This window comes from Pseudomonadota bacterium (assembly GCA_039193195.1).
GTDB lineage: Bacteria > Pseudomonadota > Gammaproteobacteria > Steroidobacterales > JBCBZW01 > JBCBZW01.
In genome coordinates this window covers 28,908-48,333 of the sequence record JBCCWS010000009.1, presented here as the reverse complement: position 1 = coordinate 48,333, position 19,426 = coordinate 28,908, and the positions used below count along the sequence as shown (strand labels likewise).

Sequence of the window (19,426 nt, the reverse complement as noted above, 5' to 3'; positions counted from 1 at the left end):
ACCACTAGCGCTCCTCCTGCGGTAGCAGTTGCAATTGCAAGCGGTAGGCGCGACTGCGCGGGCCATTCAAGTGTTCTTCCGGCGCCGCGGCCCTCGCTGCGCTCGGCATGGCGCCCGCCTCCGCGATTACCACCCATAGCGTACGGACGCCGGGTTGCTCTCCGACCAGGTTGCGAGCGGGCGCACTGAGGGTGGCAGCGCCGCGGTAAGGGGTGATCTCCACGCCCCTGTTGATGGGGGCGAGTCGGCCGCCTTCGTCCCGTCGAAACACCGCGTACTCGAGCCCCTCACGAGCGCCGCCCTGGGCTTGCACGGTGATGGTGACTTGGGTGTCGGCGTGGGCGCTGATCGGCGTCGCCGCATCTGCGGTCTGCCGATCCGCAGCGCGGGTGCTAGCGAGTGCCTCGACGCTCACGTCGAAGGCGCTATCGCCCACCCAGGGTTCGATCGCCCCCTGACGCGCCAAAAAGGGAAGCAACACGGCGATGCCGAGTGCGGCCGCCGCCAGCGCCCAGCGTCCACGCGTGGCGCTTGCTTGTGGCTGGGCGGCGGGGGTTGCGGGCGGTGCGGGGTCGGCGCTGAGCAGGCGTTCGCGCACGGTGGTGGGTGCGGGGTCGGCTACCACACCGCTGAGGGCCGCTAGGCGGGCTCGCGCCGCCGGATTGTCTGCGAGCCAACGCTCGACCTGGGTTTGATCGGCGCTAGAGAGGGCACCCTCACGAAAGGCGATGAGCGTGGCGTCATCCAGCGGCCTAGCTTCGGCCCGCTGGCGCCTCACCCTCCGGGTGAGCTGCCATAGCAGCGTGTTCGGCTTCATCTATCCATCTCCTGGCGTTTGCACGCCCCTTTAGAAGTACGAGGAGTCAGCGCTGCGATGCTTTGCCCCCCACGCCACCAAGCAACATCAGCGGACCCCAGCGCGAGGCGGGGTGTTGCTGGCGAACCTGCGCGTGGGCGAAGCGATAGGCCGACACGGGGTCTGCGCCGTCGCGTAGGCGCTGGTAAAAGCTGTTGTTCAGGGTGGCGGCAACCTCGTCGGCGAGGGGCGCGCGGGCGGCGATCACCCACGCCGCGCTGGCGCGAGCTACGGCACCGCCTAGGCCGTAGACGCCGGAGCCGGCGGACTCGGGCCAGCGGCCGGAGTCGCAGGCGCTCAGGTTGACGAAGGCGTAGGGCGCATCCGCGCGCACGAGATCTTGTGCGAGCAGACCACGCTCACCGGCCAGGCGAATCTGCGACAGGCCGGGAAACGCAGGATCGTAGATCGCGTGGGCATCTACGTGGATGAACTCGGCCTGGGCCAGAGCCTGCTTGACCGCCTCGTAGCGTGCCTCTTGTTCACTTAGCACGAGGGCCGAGGGGAACCAACGTCGGTAGCGTGGGGCGGCGGAGGCCGCAGCGCGAAGATCGGCGCTCGGGTTGACCACGAACAGGGGCGTGCGCGTGGTCTCGACGAGGCGTGGCTCCATGCTGCGCACGCCGCCAGTGCCTAAGGTCACCGTGAGCGCGTCTGCCACCCAAACCGAGGTCGGCGAGTCGCCTGTGGGCAGGGCTTCGAGCGGTACGCGCTGAAGGGGTCCGTGCAGGGCGACGTGCAGAGGGATATCGGCCGGGAAGTCCTCGGCGCGGGGCGCTAAGGCCTCGGCCAGTGGTTTCGCCAAGGCGCGCCAGGTGCGGTCGTCGACCGTGCGTGCCATAGCGCTTTCGAGTTTCGCTAGGTCAGCTCTCAAGGTGCTTCGCGCGTAGGTCGTGCGACGGTAGAGCTGCACGTCGCTGTCACCCTGGCGATGCAAGAGCAGGATCTCATCGGGCAGCGCAAAGGCCCGCAGCTGCGCCGCGGTGCCTAAGGAGGATGCCGCTGGCGGTGAGGGGCAGCGATCGCGCGATAGCTGTAGGAGTTCGTCTAGGAGGATGCGCCGGGCGCTTCGTTGCTGTGCGCGCCGCGGACCCGATGCGGGCGCTTGCAAGGCGGCGAGTTCCCCCAGCAGGTAGGTATACCTGGCCTGATCGGACCCGTTGTCTACAGCTGGGCAAGGCGTGCTGATGAGCACGTCATCCAGCGAAGCGAGCAGCTGCCAGGCGTCCTCGGCCCGTCCGCGCTCCACGGCCACGCGGGCCGTTCGGTAGACGTCGTCGGCCCATAGCCCGGGCGCGCTCGCGCTGGCCGTGGCGCCACTCGCATCGCGTTGCGCGTGGAGGATAAGCGCTGCTTCGAAGGCGCTGGCGGCTTCATCTAGTGCCCCGCGCTGGCGGGCCTCGCGACCGAGCAGGCTGAAGGCCCAGGCGGCCACCCGCGGTTGCCTGGAGGTCCCAGCGAGCGGCCGGGCGAGCGCTTGCACACGCTCGGTATTGCCTCGCAACAGCGCGTAGTCGGCGCTGACTAACGTCGCCCACTCGCTGAGCGCGCCCGCGCGCCCTGATCTGGCGTTGGGGGCTGCGTCCAGTAGCGCCGCGGCTTTCGCTAAGAATTTCGTTGGGGAGGCGCCGTCGCGTACCGCATGCAGGGCCAAGTTAATGATAATATTAGCTCTTTCCAGCGGGGCATCATCGCCTTGGGTGATGAGCGCGTCTTCGAGGATCTCCTTCGCGTGGGCCAGCGTTGGCGTGTCGGGGTCGGCTTGCATCAGCAGGGCCCAGGCGAGCGTGTTGCGAACATAGGGCAGCAGGAGTGGGTCGCAACGTGCGGTGGCGCAGTCTCTAAGGGCCGCATCGAGGCGGTGGGTGGCGTCAGTCGCGTTGCCCAGACGGGTGAGTACCTCGCTGCGCTTCATGGCCGCGGCGATCGTCTTGGGATGGGCAATGGTGCGGTAGGCGCGCTCGGAATCGCGCAGGGCGATCCACGCCTGCTGCAAATCCGCCGGTGCCTCCAGCGCTAGGGCTGCGCTCTCGTAGCGCCATTGGGCTTTCCATGCCAGCGCGGGAGGGGCATCTAGCCAAGGAGGCGCATCGGCGAGGTCGCGGCGAGCGCAGTCGAGCAGCATGGGGTCGCCGCTTCGTCTGGCGAAGAAGCTTGCCACCAGGCGCAGGCGCGTGTGCAGCAGGGGATAGGTGATGGCGCGCTGTTGCAGTTCGCGAAGCCGTGCCACCGTCGCTGGGTCCGCGCGATCGCCGACGGTGGACAACACATCGACCAAGGCTTCGAGCACGGCTTGGCGGGGCGCGTCATGGCCGCGAAGGACCACGGATTGGCAAGGCAGCCGCTGGCGTCTGCCGTCGTAGCGATCGGCTAGTTCCCCGCATAGGGCTGCCTTACGCTCGCGCGCCCAAGGCTGGAGGTCGGCGCTGAAGCACAAGGTGGCGCCCAAGCGTGTGGTGGGCGGCGAGAACTCGCCGGGGGCAAGCTGCCCTTTGAGGTGCAGCCGGATCTGCCACTGGCTGGTGTCGATGCTCGCCGGTGGTGCCAGACATAGGGTCAGGGGAGGCGGATTGTCACCGCCTATGTGCAGGGGGAGCACCGCACCGTCCTCGCCCAAGAGGAGCTCGGTGTGATCGCGCAGAGTGATGGAGGTGTCGTCGCCAACGAGTGCAGTTGGCCCCTTAGTGCAGGAGATGCTCAGGGCGGCGATCACCAAAGCCAGCAGCGCCCACCTCACGACAGGTGCAGCTGCTCGGCGCACTCGCTAACCGCGTCGTTCAAGGCCTGGCGCAGCTTGTAGGTGGCTTTGCGCGACCAGCCCGTGCTTTGGGCGATCTGCTCGGGGCTCAGGCCGTCCAGGTAGCGCAGGGTGAAGTAGAGGTAGACGCGCGGGTTGCGCTGGCGCAGGCAGTCGTCCAGGCGCAGGAGCACGTCTTCCTTGAGTGAGTACTCAGCGGGATCGCCGTTGTCGCCTATCGCGTCAGCATCGATTAGAGCGACTTCCGGGCGCCTGCTCCGCTCGCGTCGACGGTTGCTGGCCACGCCGCAGGCCAGGTCCCACAGGTGTCGCTCAAGGGCGTCGAGCGTGCGCTCATCATCGTCCGTGCGGGCGAGGAATTGGCCCAGGACCCGTGCGTCGTGCTGAAGGAAGAACACAAAGGCGTCGTGCAGCAGTTCCTGCGCGTCTAGCCCGCCAGGGAAGCCGTAGCGGGCGCGAAGACGTCGAAACAACACCGGGGCAAAGGTGTCGTAGAGCCAGGCGATGGCCTTGCGGTCGCCGTCAACGATGCGCGCGATGTGATCGCCCAGCGTATCTGCCATGGGCGGATTATGTGGGAGCGCTCGTGCCGTTGCCCAGCGCAGCGACCGGTAGTGCGCGTGGCCTCCCGATGGAGGAGAGATGAAGAACGGCAGGTGCTGGCGTTCTCTCACCCCGCCGGTCCGCCAATGGGGCCGGCGGGGTGCTCGGGGTTCCTACTGAGCTGTGCGGCGCCGGCGGGTGGCCGTTGCAACACCTGCCAGTCCAAAGCCGAACAGCGCCAAGACGGCGGGTTCGCTCACGGCGAGGTTGTCGACGATCACGTAGTTCAGGGTGTCGATCGCCACCTGTGCGGCACCGTCCTGGAACTCGATGCGCGCGATGTCCAAGCCGGCCAGTGAACCAACCCCCACGGTCGCGTCCGGCGTACCCGAACCATCGAAGAAGAAGGTATCGAGCAGGTTGCCGGCCGTGTCGAAGGCTTCGGCCATGAAGTTGACGCCGGGTCCGGAGGTCACCCAGGTGAAGCTGAGGTCGGTCACGACGCTGATGAAGTCGATCGCGCCCACGGTGCCCGGCGAGTTGGTGATGCCGACACCGTCGTCGAACAGGCCGCTCAAGGTCTGCGAGACGTTCTCGAAGTTATCGATACCGAACGGCTGGTACACAGTGGTGCCGTCCAGCTGGCCGACACTGAATTCGTCAAAGGTGAGGGTCACCGGCATGGCGTGGGTGACTTGGGCGCCCAGTAGCAGGGCAAAGGTGGCGACTATGGTTGCGCCAACTGAAGTGGGTGTGCGGGACATCGATGATCCTTCCAATGCTCGTTGTTATTTGGGTGTGCAAACCAGGCTTATGGTAAGCAAGTACTGCGCCAGGGCCCGGAGAGTGCTGTTGTAGCAGGGCGCAGCGAGGAGAGCGGGGTGTCGCTAAATCGCCGTTTGTAAATTAATCCGACGGGCGGTGAGGGGAATCGATGCCCCGCGGGGTCAGGCATTTACCTGAGTGGGCTGTGCGCAACAGTGCTTGACCGAACACGCCGATGTTATCGGTATCCTTAGGCTCGCGTAGGGCGAGGCTGGGTCAGCACCTCGCGCAGAGCTGCCTCAGCCGCCGATGCCCGTAATGAAGATGATGGCGACCGCTGGCGGCACGATGAAGCGCAGGAGGAAATTCCACACGCCGAAGGCGCCGCCCTCGCCGATGGCGAGCTCCTCCACGCTGGTGCGCCTAGACACGCGCCACGCAACGAACACAGCGATCAGCAGGCCACCCAGGGGCAGCAGGATCTGGTTGGAGATGTAGTCCGCCAAGCCGTTGAGGCCTCTGCCGAGCAGGGTCACGTCGGCGAGCACGTTATAGCCGAGCACACTGACCACTGCGAAGGCGGTGACCGAGCCCACCACCAAGAACACGCTGTTGTGCCGCGACATGCCGTATTGATCTTCCACCCAGCTCACGTTGGTTTCGATCAGGCCCACCATCGAGGTGATTCCGGCCACGGCGAGGAGCAGGAAGAACAGGATCGAGAACACGTAGCCTGCGGGCATCTCCGCGAAGGCCACCGGTAGGGTCTGGAAGATCAAACCCGCGCCCGCGTCCGGTGACAGGCCGTTGTTGAAGACAATGGGGAAGATCACCAAACCGGCGAGCAGCGCCACCAGCGTGTCCGCTCCCACCACGATCAAGGTGGACCCGGGAATCGAGATCGAGCGCGGTAGGTAGGAGCCGAAGGTCATCATGCCACCCATGGCCACGCCGATGGAGAAAAAGGCCTGACCGATGGCGACGAGGAATACGGAGCTGTCGATCTTGCTGAAGTCGGGCGTGAACAACCACGTGAGCGCCTCGCTCATGCCGCCGAGCGCGAGGTTGAAACCTGCCAGCACCAGCAATAGGAGGAACAGGAGGGGCATCAGGATAGTGACGGCTCGCTCGATGCCGTTCTTCACACCGGCGAAGACGATCGCGCCCGTGACGAATAATCCCGCGATGGTCCAAACGATCATGCCGAGCGGATCAGCCGTGACCGAGGTGAACTCGGCTTGCGCGGCGGCTGCATCGAAGCCGGCAAAGCCGGTAAGGACGGCCTTGTAGAGGTACCAGAGCACCCAGCCGACAACGGCGGCGTAGGTGATGACGATCATGTAGGCGGCGAGTACCCCCATGTCGCCGACCAGGCGCCAGTTTCCAGAGCGCCCCTCTTGCGTGGCCACCGCCTTCATAGACCCAGGGGGGCTCGATTGGCCTCGCCGGCCCACCATCAATTCCGCGATCAGGATGGGCACGCCGATGGCGAAGGCGCAGGCCAGGTAGATCAGCACGAAGGCAGCGCCACCGTTCTCGCCGGTGATGTAGGGGAAGCGCCAGATGTTACCGAGGCCCACGGCGAAGCCGATCGACGCCATCAGGAAGGCGCCTCGGTTCGACCATTGTTCTTGCGCTGGGGTGCCAATCGTCATGCGTTCGCGTTCCTTCGATCTCTTGGGTTGGGTCCAGCGCCAGCGGTCGACGCTCGCCGGGCCTAGCGGCACCTGCTGGGCGAAAGTATCAAAGAAACGCCGGTAGCGCGCGTCGTTCGACGCCGTTCGTATCCACCCGAGGTCGATCCAAGCGTTTTCGCGGGGCATTCGAGGCGCGCGACACGAGGTAGCTTGGCATAGTAGGTACACCCGGTTTTCAGTGGAGGAGCGCGCGGATGTTGCTGAGGGAAACACGAGGGCGGGCCATCACTGTGCTGGCCTTGACGATCGCCTGGCTGGTGCCGGCGCAAGGTGGCGAGGTGGTGGATGGGCAGATCGAGCGCTGGCGGGCCCGCGCCGCTCGAACCACGATCACCCGCGATGACTTCGGCGTGCCGCATATCTCGGCGCCCACGGACGCGGACGCGGTCTTCGCTCTGATGTACGCGCAGGCCGAAGACGACTTCCCCCGCATCGAACACAACTTTCTCCTATCCCAGGGTCGCTTGGCGGAGGCCGAGGGAGAGCAGGAGATCTGGCGCGACCTGCGCATGAGGCTCTTCATCGACCCCGATGAGATGCGCGCGCTCTACGCCGAGAGTCCACCGTTCCTGCGCGCGCTTATGGACGCCTGGGCCGACGGCCTGAACTTCTTCTTGCACACCCATCCACAGGTGACTCCGCGCGTGATCGAGCGCTTCGAGCCATGGATGGCGCTCACCTTCAGCGAAGGCAGCATCGGCGGCGATATAGAACGCATCGATCTGGACGCCCTGCGCGAGTTCTACGACCTGCCGCCGTCGATCGCCCGCCATCGCGTCGAGCGCAGCCCACTTTCCGCCCCGCTTGCGAGCGGTATCCGCCTCGCGGCCAGCGCTGCCGAAGCCGCGGGCGTCGAGGGCGAGCCGGTCGGCTCCAACGGCATCGCGATCGCTCCCGCGAGGAGCGCCAGCGATGCGGCCCTCCTGCTGATCAACCCCCACACTTCTTTCTTCTTCCGCCACGAGGCCCACGTGACCAGTGCCGAGGGCTTAAACGCCTACGGCGCCCTCACCTGGGGCCAGTTCTTCGTCTACCAAGGCTTCAATCCGACCGCCGGATGGATGCACACCTCAAGCAGCGTCGACAACATCGACGAGTTCGCCGAGGAGGTGCTGGCGGGTGAGAAGGGGCTTGCCTATCGTTACGGTGACGTCGAGTTACCGGTACAGGTGCGCCGGATCAGCGTGCCTTACCGCACGCAGCAGGGTATGGCGGAGCGGACCTTCACCACCTACCGCACGCACCACGGCCCTGTTGTGCGGAGTGAGCAAGGTCGTTGGGTGGCTGTGGCACTGATGGAGCAACCCATGCGAGCGCTCATGCAGTCGTACCTGCGCACTAAGGCCATGAACCTAGCCGATTACCTCGGCATTATGTCCCTGCACACCAACTCGTCAAACAACACGGTGTTCGCCGACGCCGAGGGCAACATCGCTTACTTGCACTCTAACTTCGTGCCCGTGCGCAACCCGGACCTCGACTACCGCCTGCCTGTCGATGGTGCGGATCCCGCGAGCGATTGGCAGGGCTTGCACTCGATAGAGGAGAGCCCCAACACGATCAATCCGCCCACGGGTTGGCTACAGAACACCAACAACTGGCCCTACTCCGCCGCCGGTCCTGGTGCGAGCCCACGCTACGCCGACTACCCATCCTACATGGACATCGGCACGGAGAACCCGCGCGGCGTGCACGCCCTCGCGCTATTGTCGCAAGTGGAAGAGCTGTCCTTGGAGGACCTGGTCGCTTTGGCCTATGACCCCGCCCTGCCCGCCTTTGATCAACTTCTGCCTGGCCTCTTTCAGGCGTACGACGGGCTCGCCACGCAGGACGCGCGGCGCGGCGCCCTGGCCGCGCCGATCGAGGAGCTGCGTGCCTGGGATCGGCGCTGGAGCACGGACTCCGTTGCCACCTCCCTGGCCATGTTCTGGGCGGACCCGCTTATGAGAGATGCGCGAGCGGCAGCCCGCGCGGCGCGCCAGGAGGTGATCGCCTATATGGCGCAATCCCTGGAGTCGGATATTTACCTAGCGGCGTTACAAGCTGCCGTGGACAAGCTGCGCGAAGATTTCGGCGCGTGGCAAACGCCTTGGGGTGAGATCAATCGCTTCCAGCGCCTGACGGGAGATATCGCACCGCCCTACGATGACGACGCGCCGAGCACGCCAGTTGGGTTCGTCTCCGGGCGGTGGGGGTCTTTGGCTTCGTTTGGTGCGGGGCCGAAGGAGGGCACGCGGCGATGGTACGGTACGGGCGGCAACAGCTTCGTGGCTGTGGTGGAGTTCGCCGAGCGCGTGCGCGCCGTGGCGGTCACCGCCGGTGGCCTGTCGCGCGACCCAGCCTCGCCCCATTTCAACGATCAGGCAAGGCGCTATGCGCAGGGTCGTTTGCGCCCCGTGTACTTTTGGCCCGACGAGCTTGCCGGGCACATCGAGCGCCGCTACCGCCCCGGCCAGTAGCCGCCCCTAGGGCGACTGCGGTGGTTGGCGTCCGGTGTAGCGGTAGTACTCATTCCACAGGGCCTGCTTGCGAGCTGGGTCCGTCTCCGCCTCCGCGGCCTTACGAATCTGTGCGGCCACCGCGTCGTCGTTGTCGACGCGCCGGATCCGCTCGGGCGGCGCTCCGCTATCGCCAGAAGAAGGCGCCTGCTGCTGATCGCGGGGCGGTGGAGGATTGGTGAGTTCGATCTGCTCCTGGTCGATCGCTCGGCGGGTCTCGCGGCCCTGGCGTGACGGTCGTGCGCTCAGGGCGGGTAGGATCCGTGGCTCTGTCCCCGTGATACTGCTAGGGATTGGCCCGCCGCTGCTGCCCCCTGCGCTCGCGCTGCCACCGCCTCCCGCCCCGCCTGCGCCCCCCCCATCGCCACCGTCGCCTTCGCCCGCTTGCTCGCGGCAGTAGCTGAGCTCGCCGAGCGTGCGGTCCAGCTCTTGGCTGCGAAGGGCGATGAGCTCTTGCTCGGTGTAAGGGTAGGTCGGGTCGTAGTACTCGAGCTCGATGTCTGTGCACTCGTAGGCATCGCCCGCTTGCTGTGCCTGGGCTAGGTACGCGCCCAAGGTAAGGCCAAGGGCGAGGGTCAACGATGCTTGGGTGTGGGTGAGCATGGCTAAAGCTCCTCGGTGCTTGAGCGACCCTAGCGCGTGAGCGCCATGAAGGTGCCGTCGTTGCGATACGCCATCTCGCGCATCAGGGTGGCGAACTTCGGCGCCGTGCGGGCGACGAAGAAGGCGAGGGCGTGGATGCGCGCCAGGCGTTCGCCGGGCGCGCCGTTCAGCTGGCCGGCGATGGTCACGTCGCGCTCGTAGGACGGGCCCGTGTAGTCGTCGCCTAGCACGTAGATCGATACCTTGTCGCCGCGTTTCATCTGCGCGCCATAGGTGCGCAGGGCCTCGGTGATGCCCTGCATGGGGTTGCTATTGGAGTTCGCGCCCCAGGCCTTCAGCTTGGCGAAGGCCTGCAAGCGATTGCCGCGCGTGTCCTTGATCCAGCCGCCGCGTTGGCCCGGGTACATATAGATGCCGTTGTCGTTCATGATCTGGAAGCCCTTCACTTGCGGGTGGATCGTGAGCAGGGAGTCCATCTCGCGCACCACCCAGCTCCAGATCTGGCGCATGCTGCCGGAGGTGTCGATCACGAAGATCACGTAGTCGCCGTCCACCGGGATGCCACCGACTTCCTCGTCTTGGGCGTCCGTGTCATTGCGGGTGAGCTGGATCGTGCGTTCCAGGTCCTCGCCGCGCTGCTTGAGGACGTCCGTGGAGGCGGACAGAGCATCGGCGTCGGCCAAACGTGACTGTTCGGTGGCGGCGAGGCGCTGCAGGGCGAGGCGGGCATCGGCGTTGTTGCCCTGGGATTCGGCGAGCTTCAGGCGCTCACGCTCGAGGAGGTCATCCAGCTGCTGCTGTTCCTGCTCGAGGGCGAAGGTGCGGGTGAGGAGTGCGCCCGAGTCGACGGCGGGCGACGGTGTCGGCACCAGGCCTGTGCGTGAGATCAGAATCAGCAGCACGATGGCGCCGAAGCCGCAGGACACCACGTCCAGCAGGGCGAGGCCGAAGACGTCTCGACTGCGCGCGCGGCGTACGGTGTTCATGGCCAGCTCGCCGGCGGGCTGATCAGCGTGCCGCCGTTGCCGACGCTCCAGGCCATGTAGGCGGGGCCCGCATTCCAGTCGCCTTCCAGGGGCAGCAACACTACGTTCATGGTGAATGCCCCGAGCTTGTCGCGGGCGTTGCGGGTGGCGTTGCGAAAGAGCGTGTCGCGGCAGTCCGCTGTGACCCGCGGTCCGCGGGCGCAGCGACCGCCCGTGGTGGCGCGCGTCGGCAGGCCGTCGGTGATGAGGTAGACGTCCGTCGGCGGCGGGTCGAGCTCTGCGAGGGCTGCGAGGCCCTCCTCGAGGTTAGTGGCACCGTTAGGGGTCAGCGCCTCGAGGTCGCGCTGTACGCTGGCGAGCTGTTCGTCGCTGGAGGTGGTGAACCAGTTGCCCGAGCCGAGCACCTCAGCCGACTCGGCGAAGCTCACCACCGCGACCAGGCTGCTCTGCGGTGTGCGGGCGAGCAGCCATTTGGAGGCTTTGACGGCGCGCCCCCATTTCGGGGCGCTCTTGCGCTCCTGCGCCGGCGCCACCTTGTAGCGGAAGATATCCGTGAGCATCTCGTCGGTCATCGAGGCGCTGTGATCGAGCATGATCGCGATGCGTCGGCCCTTCACCTGCAGGCCTGTCACGTAGTCTTCCTGGCCGCTGCCGAGGATCTCGATCACGTCCGTCTCCGCCAGCTGATCCTCGCGTTCTTGCACCGTGCGTTGGAGCTGCTGGTTCACCTCGCGCTGGGCGCTCATGCGTACGTCCAGGGCCGCCAGGGCCGCCAGCGATCGTTCGCGTTGTGTGAGGAGCTCGCTGCCGAGCTTCTCCTCTTGCGCGTTGAGGCGCGCGATGTCGGCGATCTCGGCGCGGAACTGCTCCGTCTCCCGCTCCATGGTTTCGAGCTGCTCGAGCAGGCGGTCGGTTTCCACCGACCCGGCGTCTGTATTGTGCTTGATGAGCAGGAAAATGAGGATCGCCGCACCAAGCCCACAGGACATGACGTCGAGGAAGGAGAGCGACGAGCCCGCTCCACGACGTCGGTTGCGCATGCGATCGACGGCGTTCACGCCGCGGCCACCTCACTCGCTGCTGGCTTTGCCTTGCGCGCGGCCGCCCGGATGCGCTCCTCACACTCCGCTTCGATATCGATGATCAGCTTGTCCTGGGTGCCCTCGAGCACGTGCATAAACAGCATCAGAGCGAGGCTCAGCACCAGGGCGACGAGGGTGGAGTTGAAGGCGACGCCCAAGTTGGCCGTCATTGAGGCGATATCGCCAGCCAGAGCCTTGTCGGCCTCGCCGAGGGCGGAGCCGATGCCGCGCACGGTGCCGACGAAGCCGATCGAGGGCACGGCCCAGATCACGTAGCGGAAAAGGGAGTTGCTGGCCTCCAGCGTGCGACCGAAGGTCTCCAGGTGCATGTGCGCGGCCTCTCGCGCTTTGTGAATGTCGCCGTCTTGGCCCAAGGCCATGCTGTCCGTCACCGCCTTGATCAGTGGGTGGTTGGCCGTCGCAGCGGACTGCGCCAGGGCCTCGCTGGCCGTTGTGGCAAGCGCATCGAAGTAGTCCCATTGGGCGGACAGCTCCACCAGGCGCCAGATCGTGAGCACGAAGCTCCACAGGAACAGGATGATGCAAAGCTCCTGCTCGCCGTCGCGCAGCACTACGTAGGGGGAGCGTGGTGCGGAGGTGCCGGCGGCACGCGCGGCATCGATGAGCGCATCCGCGGTGGGACGGATATGACCGATGTAAAGTAGGTGCACCAGCAAGCCAATACCCACTAGGAGGCCGAAGTAAATCGCTAGGCGGCGCCAATCTGTGCCGCGTCCTTTCGCATCGCCCATGTCAGATGTCCGCCGGTAGGGTGGCTGGGGCGTCGAGGCTGACGCCGCTTTGGGCCACGGCGTAACCGACGATCAGTACGGACAGCACGCCGAGGGCGGTCATCGTGGTCCAGAGCAGTCGGTGTCGTGTCGCTGGCGCCATGGCGCTCTCCTCAGTAGATGTATCGGGCTATGCGAAAGCCCAGGTCGTCCGCCGCGTCGCCGCCGGCGCTGCGGTGGGCGGCGCGTAGGGTCTCTACGCGTCCGTCACGCCACCCGGAGCCTTTGATGACATGCCCCTGGCTGCCACCGCCGGCGCGCGTAGGGCCGCTAGGGTCCAGGGCGATGCCCTCGCGCGGTGGGTTTAGATCGTCGAAGTCGTGGACCCACTCGCGCACGTTGCCGGAGAGATCCTGTAGCCCCGAACGGTGCGGCGCAAAGCTACCGACAGGGGCGAGGCGGGCGAAGCCGTCCGTGTACTGCGACAGGTAGAACTTGAGATCGCCGCGCACCGTGCTGTCGGCGGCGGCGGTCTCGTCCGCGAAGTTGCCCGCCTGGGCGGGGACCTCATACTCGCTGCCCCAGGTAAAGCGCGCCGGTTGGCGTCGGCCTGCTGCTCGTGCCAACCACTCCCATTCGGCCTCGGTGGGCAGGCGGTAGCCGTCGGCAGCGAGGTTGGCGCCAAGGTAGCGCGTGCCGGCGAAGCGGTACACGGGAGGCAGGCCTTCGCGCTCGCTCAGCCAGTTGCAGAAGCGGGCAGCGTCGGTCCAGGTAACCTCGGACACGGGTAGGTTGTTGCGCTTACCGCTGCTGCGGAACTGAGCGAACTGGGCATTGGTGAGTTCCGTTCGGGAGACGTAAAAGGGGCGGGTCAGCCTCACTTCGCGCAGGTACTCGTTGGCGCGTTGACCGCGTTCGCTGGCCGGCGCACCCATGGTGAAGGTAGCGCTGGGGTCGAAGCGTCGCATCTCTAAGCCGCCCACGGTGCGATAGCGTGGCGCGGCTTCGGCTGAGAGGGCCTGTGCCTGCGTGAGGAGCGTGGCGTCGATGCGCTGGGGCGCCGTCGGCGTTGGGTGGACCACGCGGGTCACTGTCGCGTAGCCGCTGCGCCGGAGCTCGATCCGATGGGCTAGGGCGGGCAAGTCTAGGACCAGCGGCGTTCCCCCCTCCGCACGACCGTCGACGAACACCTCCGCGGGCGGCTCTGCGACGATTTCGACCTCACCAAATTGCGCGCTTAGGCGGAGATCTAGCTGGCGTGATTCGTCGGCCTCAAGCGTGAGCGTGTGCGCCTCCGTGCTGTAACCCGGTGAGGAGTAGACCAACGTGTGCGCCACGCTGGAGGCCACCTGGAAGGGCGATGAGGCGACCGTACGCCGCGTGCCATCGATGAGCAGGGTGCCGCCGGCAGGGCTCACGCTGATCGCCAGTGTGGCGGGGTTGGGCAGCAGGCGGTAGTTGCGGGTTAGCGTCGGTCGGTCTCGGGTCACGCGCGCGCGCTCAACGACGTCCGCATGGCCCGCCTGGCGCACAGCGATCACGTACTCACCCCCGGAAACTGCGCCCTTGAAGGGCGTTACGCCACGCACCTCGCCGTCCACGAGCACTTCGGCGCCGGCGGGCTCGGAGTTGATGGACAGCCCCCCCTGAACAGGCACCAGCGCGATGGCAAGCGCGCGCTCCTCGGCGCGGGTTAGGGTGAGTGTCTGTTCGGCGAGGTCGTGGAAGGGACTGTCTACCTGCACCGTGTGCGTGCCCGGTTCGATGCTGAGCGCCAGCGATTCGCCGTCGCCGAGAATCTCGCCGTCCAGGCGCCACCGCGCTTCGACGCTGGCAGGGGCTGTGGACAGGGCAAGCTCTGCGGGCCGTTCGCGTAAGGCCACCTCGACGTAGTTGCTGCCCGGTGCTGGGGTCAGGGCGACCTCCTCAGCGAAGAAGCCCGGCGCTTCGACGATCGCGTGAAGGCGTGAGGAGAAGGTGTATACGCGCTCGCCGACGACGAGGCCAAGACCGTCACGTAGGGTCACCGCAGGAGTAGCTGCAGCGTCCGGCGGTGTGATCAGTAGGCGTACGCCGCGGGACAGCCCGGCGAATACGGCGACGGCAGCCAGGGCAAGGACGATAGCACCTAGGCCTAGCAATAGGCGTCTTGTGCGCTGGCGTCGGGCGTTGCGCAGGGCGAGGTCCAGGGGCGTCTCGCCGCTTAAGTCCCCGTCAAGCGGCGGGTTCATCGCACACCACCTCCACCTGCATCTGTTCGATGCCGAAGTTCACATCGAGCGCAACGAGCTTGGACCGGTAGCCGGCGCGGTGCCCTTCCACCTCGTAGCGCCCAGGGGTGAGCTCGATCGTGGCCCGCTTGCGCTTACCCACTTGGCCTACGCGCCGCACGCTGATCTCGGTCATGCCGTCGGAGATCAGGGTAATCCTCACCGGTTGCGTCGCGAGGGCCAAGTAGGCATCGAGCTGATCGAGTTGGCCGTCGAGAATGGCGCTCACACCGCGCTGTGGCGCGAGGTCACTGGCCAGGCGACGGGCTGCTTCGCCGGCGCGCGCCGAGCCGATTCGCAACGGATCCTTTAGGTAGATCGCAAGCTCGTCGAAGGCCTCTACCACAGCGCGAGCATCGTCTGCGCCGCGCACGGCCTGGGCGTTGGCGGCATCCAGAGTCAGGGCGCGCTCGTAGGCAGCGAGCGCGCTGCGCCAGTCCTCGGCGTCGCGGGCGCGCTGGGCGCTGGCTAAGGCCTCGTCCAGGCGTCGCTGCGTGCGAACAGCGTCGAGGCGGTGTTGCAGGAGGCTGAGGTCTTGCGCGGGATCGATGGCGCGGGCTTGATCGATCGCCCGCTGTGTCCGCTCGAGCTCACCGCGGGTGAGGGCGCGCTCGGCGGTGTTCACGGCGGATCGATAGCGGTCGGCGAGGGCGTCACCCTCAAGGGCGGCGATACGCTCGCCGAGGGCTGTTCGTTGCGGGTCGAGAACGAGGGCGGCGCGCAGCTGGCGCAGCTCCTCCTCCGGGCGATTCTCAACGGCGGCGACGCGCGCGGCCTCGAGGGCGTCCAGCACCGCGGGCAGTACCGCGATGCGCTCACTCAGGGCTCGCGCATCGGCGGCGTTCGGGTCGATCAGGCGCGCTCGCTCAATCGCTTGCTGGGCGAGGGGCGCATCGTTGTCGGCGAAGGCGCGTTGGGCCGTGCGCAGCAGAATGCGGTAGGTCTGCAGGGCGTGCTTGACTGCCTCATCCGCGGCCTCGATGGCCCGTGTGATGGCGACGGTTGCGTCGAGGTACTTGCCTGCGTCGAAGGCATCGAGCGCGGTCCGCTCCAGCGCATCGATCGCTTCTGCCCGTGGAGCATCCCATCGCTCCAGCGATACCTTATCGAGAGCAGGGCGCGAGTCGAAGTTGAACTTGCGCAGGGCGTCGAGAAAGTCCTGGCGCGAGCACTCCTCACCGGTGCTCTCGCCGCAAGAGATCTCAACCCGCGCTTGCTCGGCCTGCGGGAGCGTCCTCACCGCGGGCGTGAAGGTCGCCTCCACCCACAGAAAGATGCCGACCACCAGGGCCGCGGTAATGAGTAGGGACACGCTCAACAGTCCAAGGTGGCGTCGCCGCTTGCGTGCCGCTTGGGCGAGCGCCTCGAGGTCTGGGCTCTCCTTGGCAGGGATGGTGTCGTCGGTCACGGCGTTTTAACGCTCCAAGGCGGCAAGCGGCGGGCGAGGGTCGCTGAGCGCCAGCTCCGGGCAAGCTAGGGCAAGCAGGTTTTCTCATCCGCGCGGACGGAGACTGCGGTCAGAGATCCTCGTCGATCACCAGAGACCGATCGGGCGTGGCTTCCTCCGCGTATACCTCGCGTAGGAAATTGCGCATGTCTTGGTACTGCTTGGCGGCATTGCCCTCTAGGGTCTGCGTACGACCTTCGAACTCCACGTTGGTCGGGGCCAGTTGGATGTCCACGGACTCGCCGAGTTCGGCTAGCGACTCGCGCAGGGCGTTGTACTGGCGCGAAGAGCGATAGGCCGTGTAGGCGAGCGCCGCGCTGCCCGCCAGAGCGATAGTCCTGAACTCATCGGCTTCCGAGCCTGCGGCGACGCCGGCAGCGGCAGCGAGGCCAGCGAAGACCTTGCGTCGAGTGGACTTAGCGCGCTCCTTGCGGGCGTCTACGGCCAAGGGGTAGGCGTCTGTTTGCCACTCTTCGTAAACGGGCTCGACGCGGCCGGAAAACTCGTCGTAGTTGCGCTGCAGGTCGTCGAGGAACAGCTCCTCCTTGGTGCGGATGGCCGCGATGCGCGCGTACTGTTCGTCGCCCGCAGCCGGTAGGCCCTCGAGGGTGGTCACGCTGATGCGGGTGGAGCGCTCGCCCGTGCGCACGCGCACGCGATCTTCACCTAGGTAGCGGCCGAAGGTCTCCTCCGAGTAGCTGCTGGCGAACACCATATCGGCGATACCTCTTAGCTCTCGTAGGTCGCCTTCGTCCCGGCGTGCGAGGGCGGCTACTACGTCATCGACGATCTGCGTGTACAGTGCCTCGTAGGGATCGACCCGACGCAGGCGGGCGGTCTCCGAGACGTCAGCTTCCTCTACGCGAATCTTGTAGATGTCGTTCAACCACTCGCGCTGGGAGATGTCCATCACCTGTACCTGCAGGTGAAAGTCCTCGCTGTTCGAGCGCATGATGCGTCCAATCACGTACAGCTCGCCGATCGCTTGCGAGGACGGTGCCACGCGCACCTTCTCGAACAGGCCCGTATCGCGCAGGGCATCGCGCAGATCGGCGGCGATCAGGTTGGCTTCCGTGCGTCGGATCTCATCGAACACCTGATCCCACTTCTCGTCCTTGTGGTAGGGCTTCGGCGGATCGCCGTCGAGGCCGGGATCGAACACGGGGATCACGACGCTGAGCGGCGTGTTGGTTGCAATCGACGTGCGCTCCGAGCGCGCCTGACCGGTCTGCGGATCGTAGGCGGAGGAGCGGGACGGGCCGACATCTGCGAGGGCCACGGTGCTGCCCGCGGTGAGCAGCAGGCCGAGCATCCAGCGGTGGGGAGCAAGGGGATTCACGCTTACCTCCTCTCGGCGAGAGAGCGAATGAGAAACATAGGTGACTTGGCGCCCCTACGGCTTGGTCGCCTGGTCGAGCGTCTCCGCGCGCACGAGCGGATCCGGATGGGTCTGGAACCAGCTGGCAAATCGCCCGGCGCTGCCGTTGGCTTGTGCCAATTTGGTGAGTGCGCTGACCCCAGCCTTGGGGTTCAAGTGAAGCACTTCCAGCAGCTTCTGACCGAAGCGGTCCGCTTCGAGTTCCGCACTGCGACCAAAGTGAAGTTCAAGGGCGCCAAGGCCGGAGTTAAGGCCCGGGCCCGCCGCCGGAAGACCGAGAAGGCTGGCGGCGATGCCGGCGAGATTCCGCGTCTGTTGGCGACGCATCGAAGCCATGCCGTGCTCCTTCACCACGTGGGCGATCTCGTGGCCGATGACGAACGTCAGCTCATCATCATCGAGCAGTTGCATCAGGCCGGCGAACACGCGCACCTCCCCGTTGGGGAAAGCGAGGGCGTTGACCTGGGGGGCAAGGTACACGCGGTAGTTCAGCGGGTAGCCATTGACCTCGCCCAAGTGGGTCACCACCTGGGCCAAGCGCCGATCCAGCTCGCTGCCCACGGGTGCCACGCCGAGCTGGGCATCGAGGGCTGCGATCTGGCGCTCGATTGCCTGGTCACTGCTCGCCTGCAGTAGCAGGGCCGCGCGCAGGGCGTCGCCCACCGCGGCAGACGCTGCGCTCGCGCTCATCAACCCCAGGAGCACGAATGCCCACGGGCTGGCCTGGCGCAGGCGATTCCGGCTGGCCAGGCGCCTTCGCGGGGCGATGCATTGGAGGCGAAGTAGTGGCATGAGCTTCCTGGAGAAGTTTCCGCACGGCCGCTTTGGTTTCAACGGACGAGAGCGCCGTCGGTGCACCGCTCGCAGCGCGGCCTGCAGCGCCAGCCGCCTATCCTCGATAGTTCCAATAATTCAGTATGTTAAATCGATTGCAAGAAGCACTTGCACCTAGCGCGCCTTTTGCGCAATGTGTTTGAAAAATAACCACGATCCTCAGGATCGGAGCACTCGGAACTCGTTTACCTGGCGCCCCTCGACGGGCGTCGTAGGAGCTCATCTCCATGAATCTGCACCTCAAGACACTCGCCGCCGCCGCGGCGCTGCTCGGCGCCGCTGCTACACACGCCACCACTGTCGAATTCAACTTCGCGGACGGCCTTGGCAATCGCGAAGGCACTGCACCGGTAACCTATACAGACGGTGGGATCATCCTGACGGCAGAAGGTTTCGCCGGCGAGGAAGCCCGGATTGTTCACATCAACGGCGATACGGGCCTCGGCGTCGTGGGCAACACGCCTGCATTTGAGGGCAATCGTATCGGCCCAGGCGAGTCGCTGCTGTTCACCTTCTCACAGCCTGTATCTCTCGACCGGCTGATCGCCTTCGACGAGATCAGCATCACCACCCCGCTGTTCTTCGCGATCCTGGTGGATGGTGTGCAAGCGGGGGTCTTCGACCTGACTGAAGACGTCGTGAACATAGTGAGCCTCGACGTGAGCAGCGTTGGCGTAGGCACCACCTTCCAGATCGTGGGCCTATCCGGTGACGAGGGCTTCCGGGTCACGGCATTACGGGCGGCCACGGTGCCCGTGCCGCCGGCGCTCGCCCTGTTCGCTGGCGCCTTGATGCTAACCGGGGCTGCCCGTCGCCGCCGCGCGTAGGCCCAGTCACCTCAAACCCTTTCTCAAAGGCGCGCAGCGTGAGCTGCGCGCCTTTTCCGTACCTGACGCCCCTAAATGCGGTCGCAATGACCGCGGTTTCCAGCGACTTGATTCCCATCTCTTGCTGCGGTGCAATAGGATCTGGTGGGCG

16 protein-coding genes are annotated in these 19,426 nt (G+C 66.2%); 2 read left to right on the top strand and 14 right to left on the bottom strand.

Annotation, left to right across the window (positions count from 1 at the left end; all coding sequences use genetic code 11):
* Window positions 1-4 precede the first annotated feature (4 nt).
* The 5 genes from AAGA68_10320 to AAGA68_10300 form a co-directional block, all read right to left on the bottom strand.
* Window positions 5-817, bottom strand: coding sequence for a hypothetical protein (locus tag AAGA68_10320; GenBank protein ID MEM9385445.1), 813 nt, complete (start codon window positions 815-817; stop codon window positions 5-7).
* Window positions 818-863: 46 nt separating this feature from the next.
* A complete protein-coding gene (locus AAGA68_10315) occupies window positions 864-3,593 on the bottom strand; it encodes a CHAT domain-containing protein (GenBank protein MEM9385444.1) in 2,730 nt (909 codons plus the stop codon).
* Window positions 3,590-4,177, bottom strand: coding sequence for a hypothetical protein (locus AAGA68_10310; protein MEM9385443.1), 588 nt, complete (start codon window positions 4,175-4,177; stop codon window positions 3,590-3,592). Before AAGA68_10310 ends, AAGA68_10315 begins: the two co-directional genes overlap by 4 nt.
* Before the next feature lie 153 nt (window positions 4,178-4,330).
* Window positions 4,331-4,921 carry a PEP-CTERM sorting domain-containing protein gene (locus AAGA68_10305; GenBank protein MEM9385442.1) on the bottom strand — a complete coding sequence of 197 codons (591 nt, stop codon included), beginning with the start codon at window positions 4,919-4,921 and terminating at the stop codon, window positions 4,331-4,333.
* A gap of 300 nt (window positions 4,922-5,221) precedes the next feature.
* On the bottom strand, window positions 5,222-6,745 hold the full coding sequence (locus AAGA68_10300; protein MEM9385441.1) for a sodium-dependent transporter: 1,524 nt from the start codon (window positions 6,743-6,745) through the stop codon (window positions 5,222-5,224).
* A gap of 68 nt (window positions 6,746-6,813) precedes the next feature.
* On the opposite strand from AAGA68_10300, the gene AAGA68_10295 reads away from it, so the two are divergent.
* The gene (locus tag AAGA68_10295; GenBank protein MEM9385440.1) at window positions 6,814-9,078 is read left to right on the top strand and encodes a penicillin acylase family protein; all 2,265 of its coding nucleotides are present in this window, start codon (window positions 6,814-6,816) and stop codon (window positions 9,076-9,078) included.
* Window positions 9,079-9,084: 6 nt separating this feature from the next.
* On the opposite strand, the gene AAGA68_10290 is transcribed toward AAGA68_10295, so the two are convergent.
* The 9 genes from AAGA68_10290 to AAGA68_10250 all read right to left on the bottom strand — a co-directional run bounded on the left by AAGA68_10290 (window position 9,085) and on the right by AAGA68_10250 (window position 18,406).
* Window positions 9,085-9,720 carry a hypothetical protein gene (locus AAGA68_10290; protein MEM9385439.1) on the bottom strand — a complete coding sequence of 212 codons (636 nt, stop codon included), beginning with the start codon at window positions 9,718-9,720 and terminating at the stop codon, window positions 9,085-9,087.
* 29 nt (window positions 9,721-9,749) lie between these two features.
* On the bottom strand, window positions 9,750-10,706 hold the full coding sequence (locus AAGA68_10285; protein ID MEM9385438.1) for a hypothetical protein: 957 nt from the start codon (window positions 10,704-10,706) through the stop codon (window positions 9,750-9,752).
* Complete coding sequence (locus AAGA68_10280) at window positions 10,703-11,764, bottom strand: VWA domain-containing protein (protein ID MEM9385437.1); 1,062 nt, start codon at window positions 11,762-11,764, stop codon at window positions 10,703-10,705. Before AAGA68_10280 ends, AAGA68_10285 begins: the two co-directional genes overlap by 4 nt.
* Complete coding sequence (locus AAGA68_10275) at window positions 11,761-12,540, bottom strand: MotA/TolQ/ExbB proton channel family protein (GenBank protein MEM9385436.1); 780 nt, start codon at window positions 12,538-12,540, stop codon at window positions 11,761-11,763. The genes AAGA68_10280 and AAGA68_10275 overlap by 4 nt, the downstream gene beginning before the upstream one ends.
* Before the next feature lies 1 nt (window position 12,541).
* Window positions 12,542-12,682: a hypothetical protein gene (locus AAGA68_10270; GenBank protein MEM9385435.1), complete on the bottom strand. Its 141-nt coding sequence runs from the start codon at window positions 12,680-12,682 to the stop codon at window positions 12,542-12,544.
* Between the two features lie 10 nt (window positions 12,683-12,692).
* Window positions 12,693-14,750, bottom strand: a complete 2,058-nt coding sequence (locus AAGA68_10265) for an SUMF1/EgtB/PvdO family nonheme iron enzyme (protein MEM9385434.1) — start codon at window positions 14,748-14,750, stop codon at window positions 12,693-12,695.
* Window positions 14,734-16,197: a hypothetical protein gene (locus AAGA68_10260; protein ID MEM9385433.1), complete on the bottom strand. Its 1,464-nt coding sequence runs from the start codon at window positions 16,195-16,197 to the stop codon at window positions 14,734-14,736. Before AAGA68_10260 ends, AAGA68_10265 begins: the two co-directional genes overlap by 17 nt.
* 109 nt (window positions 16,198-16,306) lie before the next feature.
* Window positions 16,307-17,575 carry a hypothetical protein gene (locus tag AAGA68_10255; protein ID MEM9385432.1) on the bottom strand — a complete coding sequence of 423 codons (1,269 nt, stop codon included), beginning with the start codon at window positions 17,573-17,575 and terminating at the stop codon, window positions 16,307-16,309.
* A 54-nt stretch (window positions 17,576-17,629) separates the two neighbouring features.
* Window positions 17,630-18,406, bottom strand: a complete 777-nt coding sequence (locus tag AAGA68_10250; GenBank protein ID MEM9385431.1) for a M48 family metalloprotease — start codon at window positions 18,404-18,406, stop codon at window positions 17,630-17,632.
* A gap of 269 nt (window positions 18,407-18,675) precedes the next feature.
* On the opposite strand from AAGA68_10250, the gene AAGA68_10245 reads away from it, so the two are divergent.
* Window positions 18,676-19,275, top strand: coding sequence for a hypothetical protein (locus tag AAGA68_10245; GenBank protein ID MEM9385430.1), 600 nt, complete (start codon window positions 18,676-18,678; stop codon window positions 19,273-19,275).
* Window positions 19,276-19,426 lie beyond the last annotated feature (151 nt).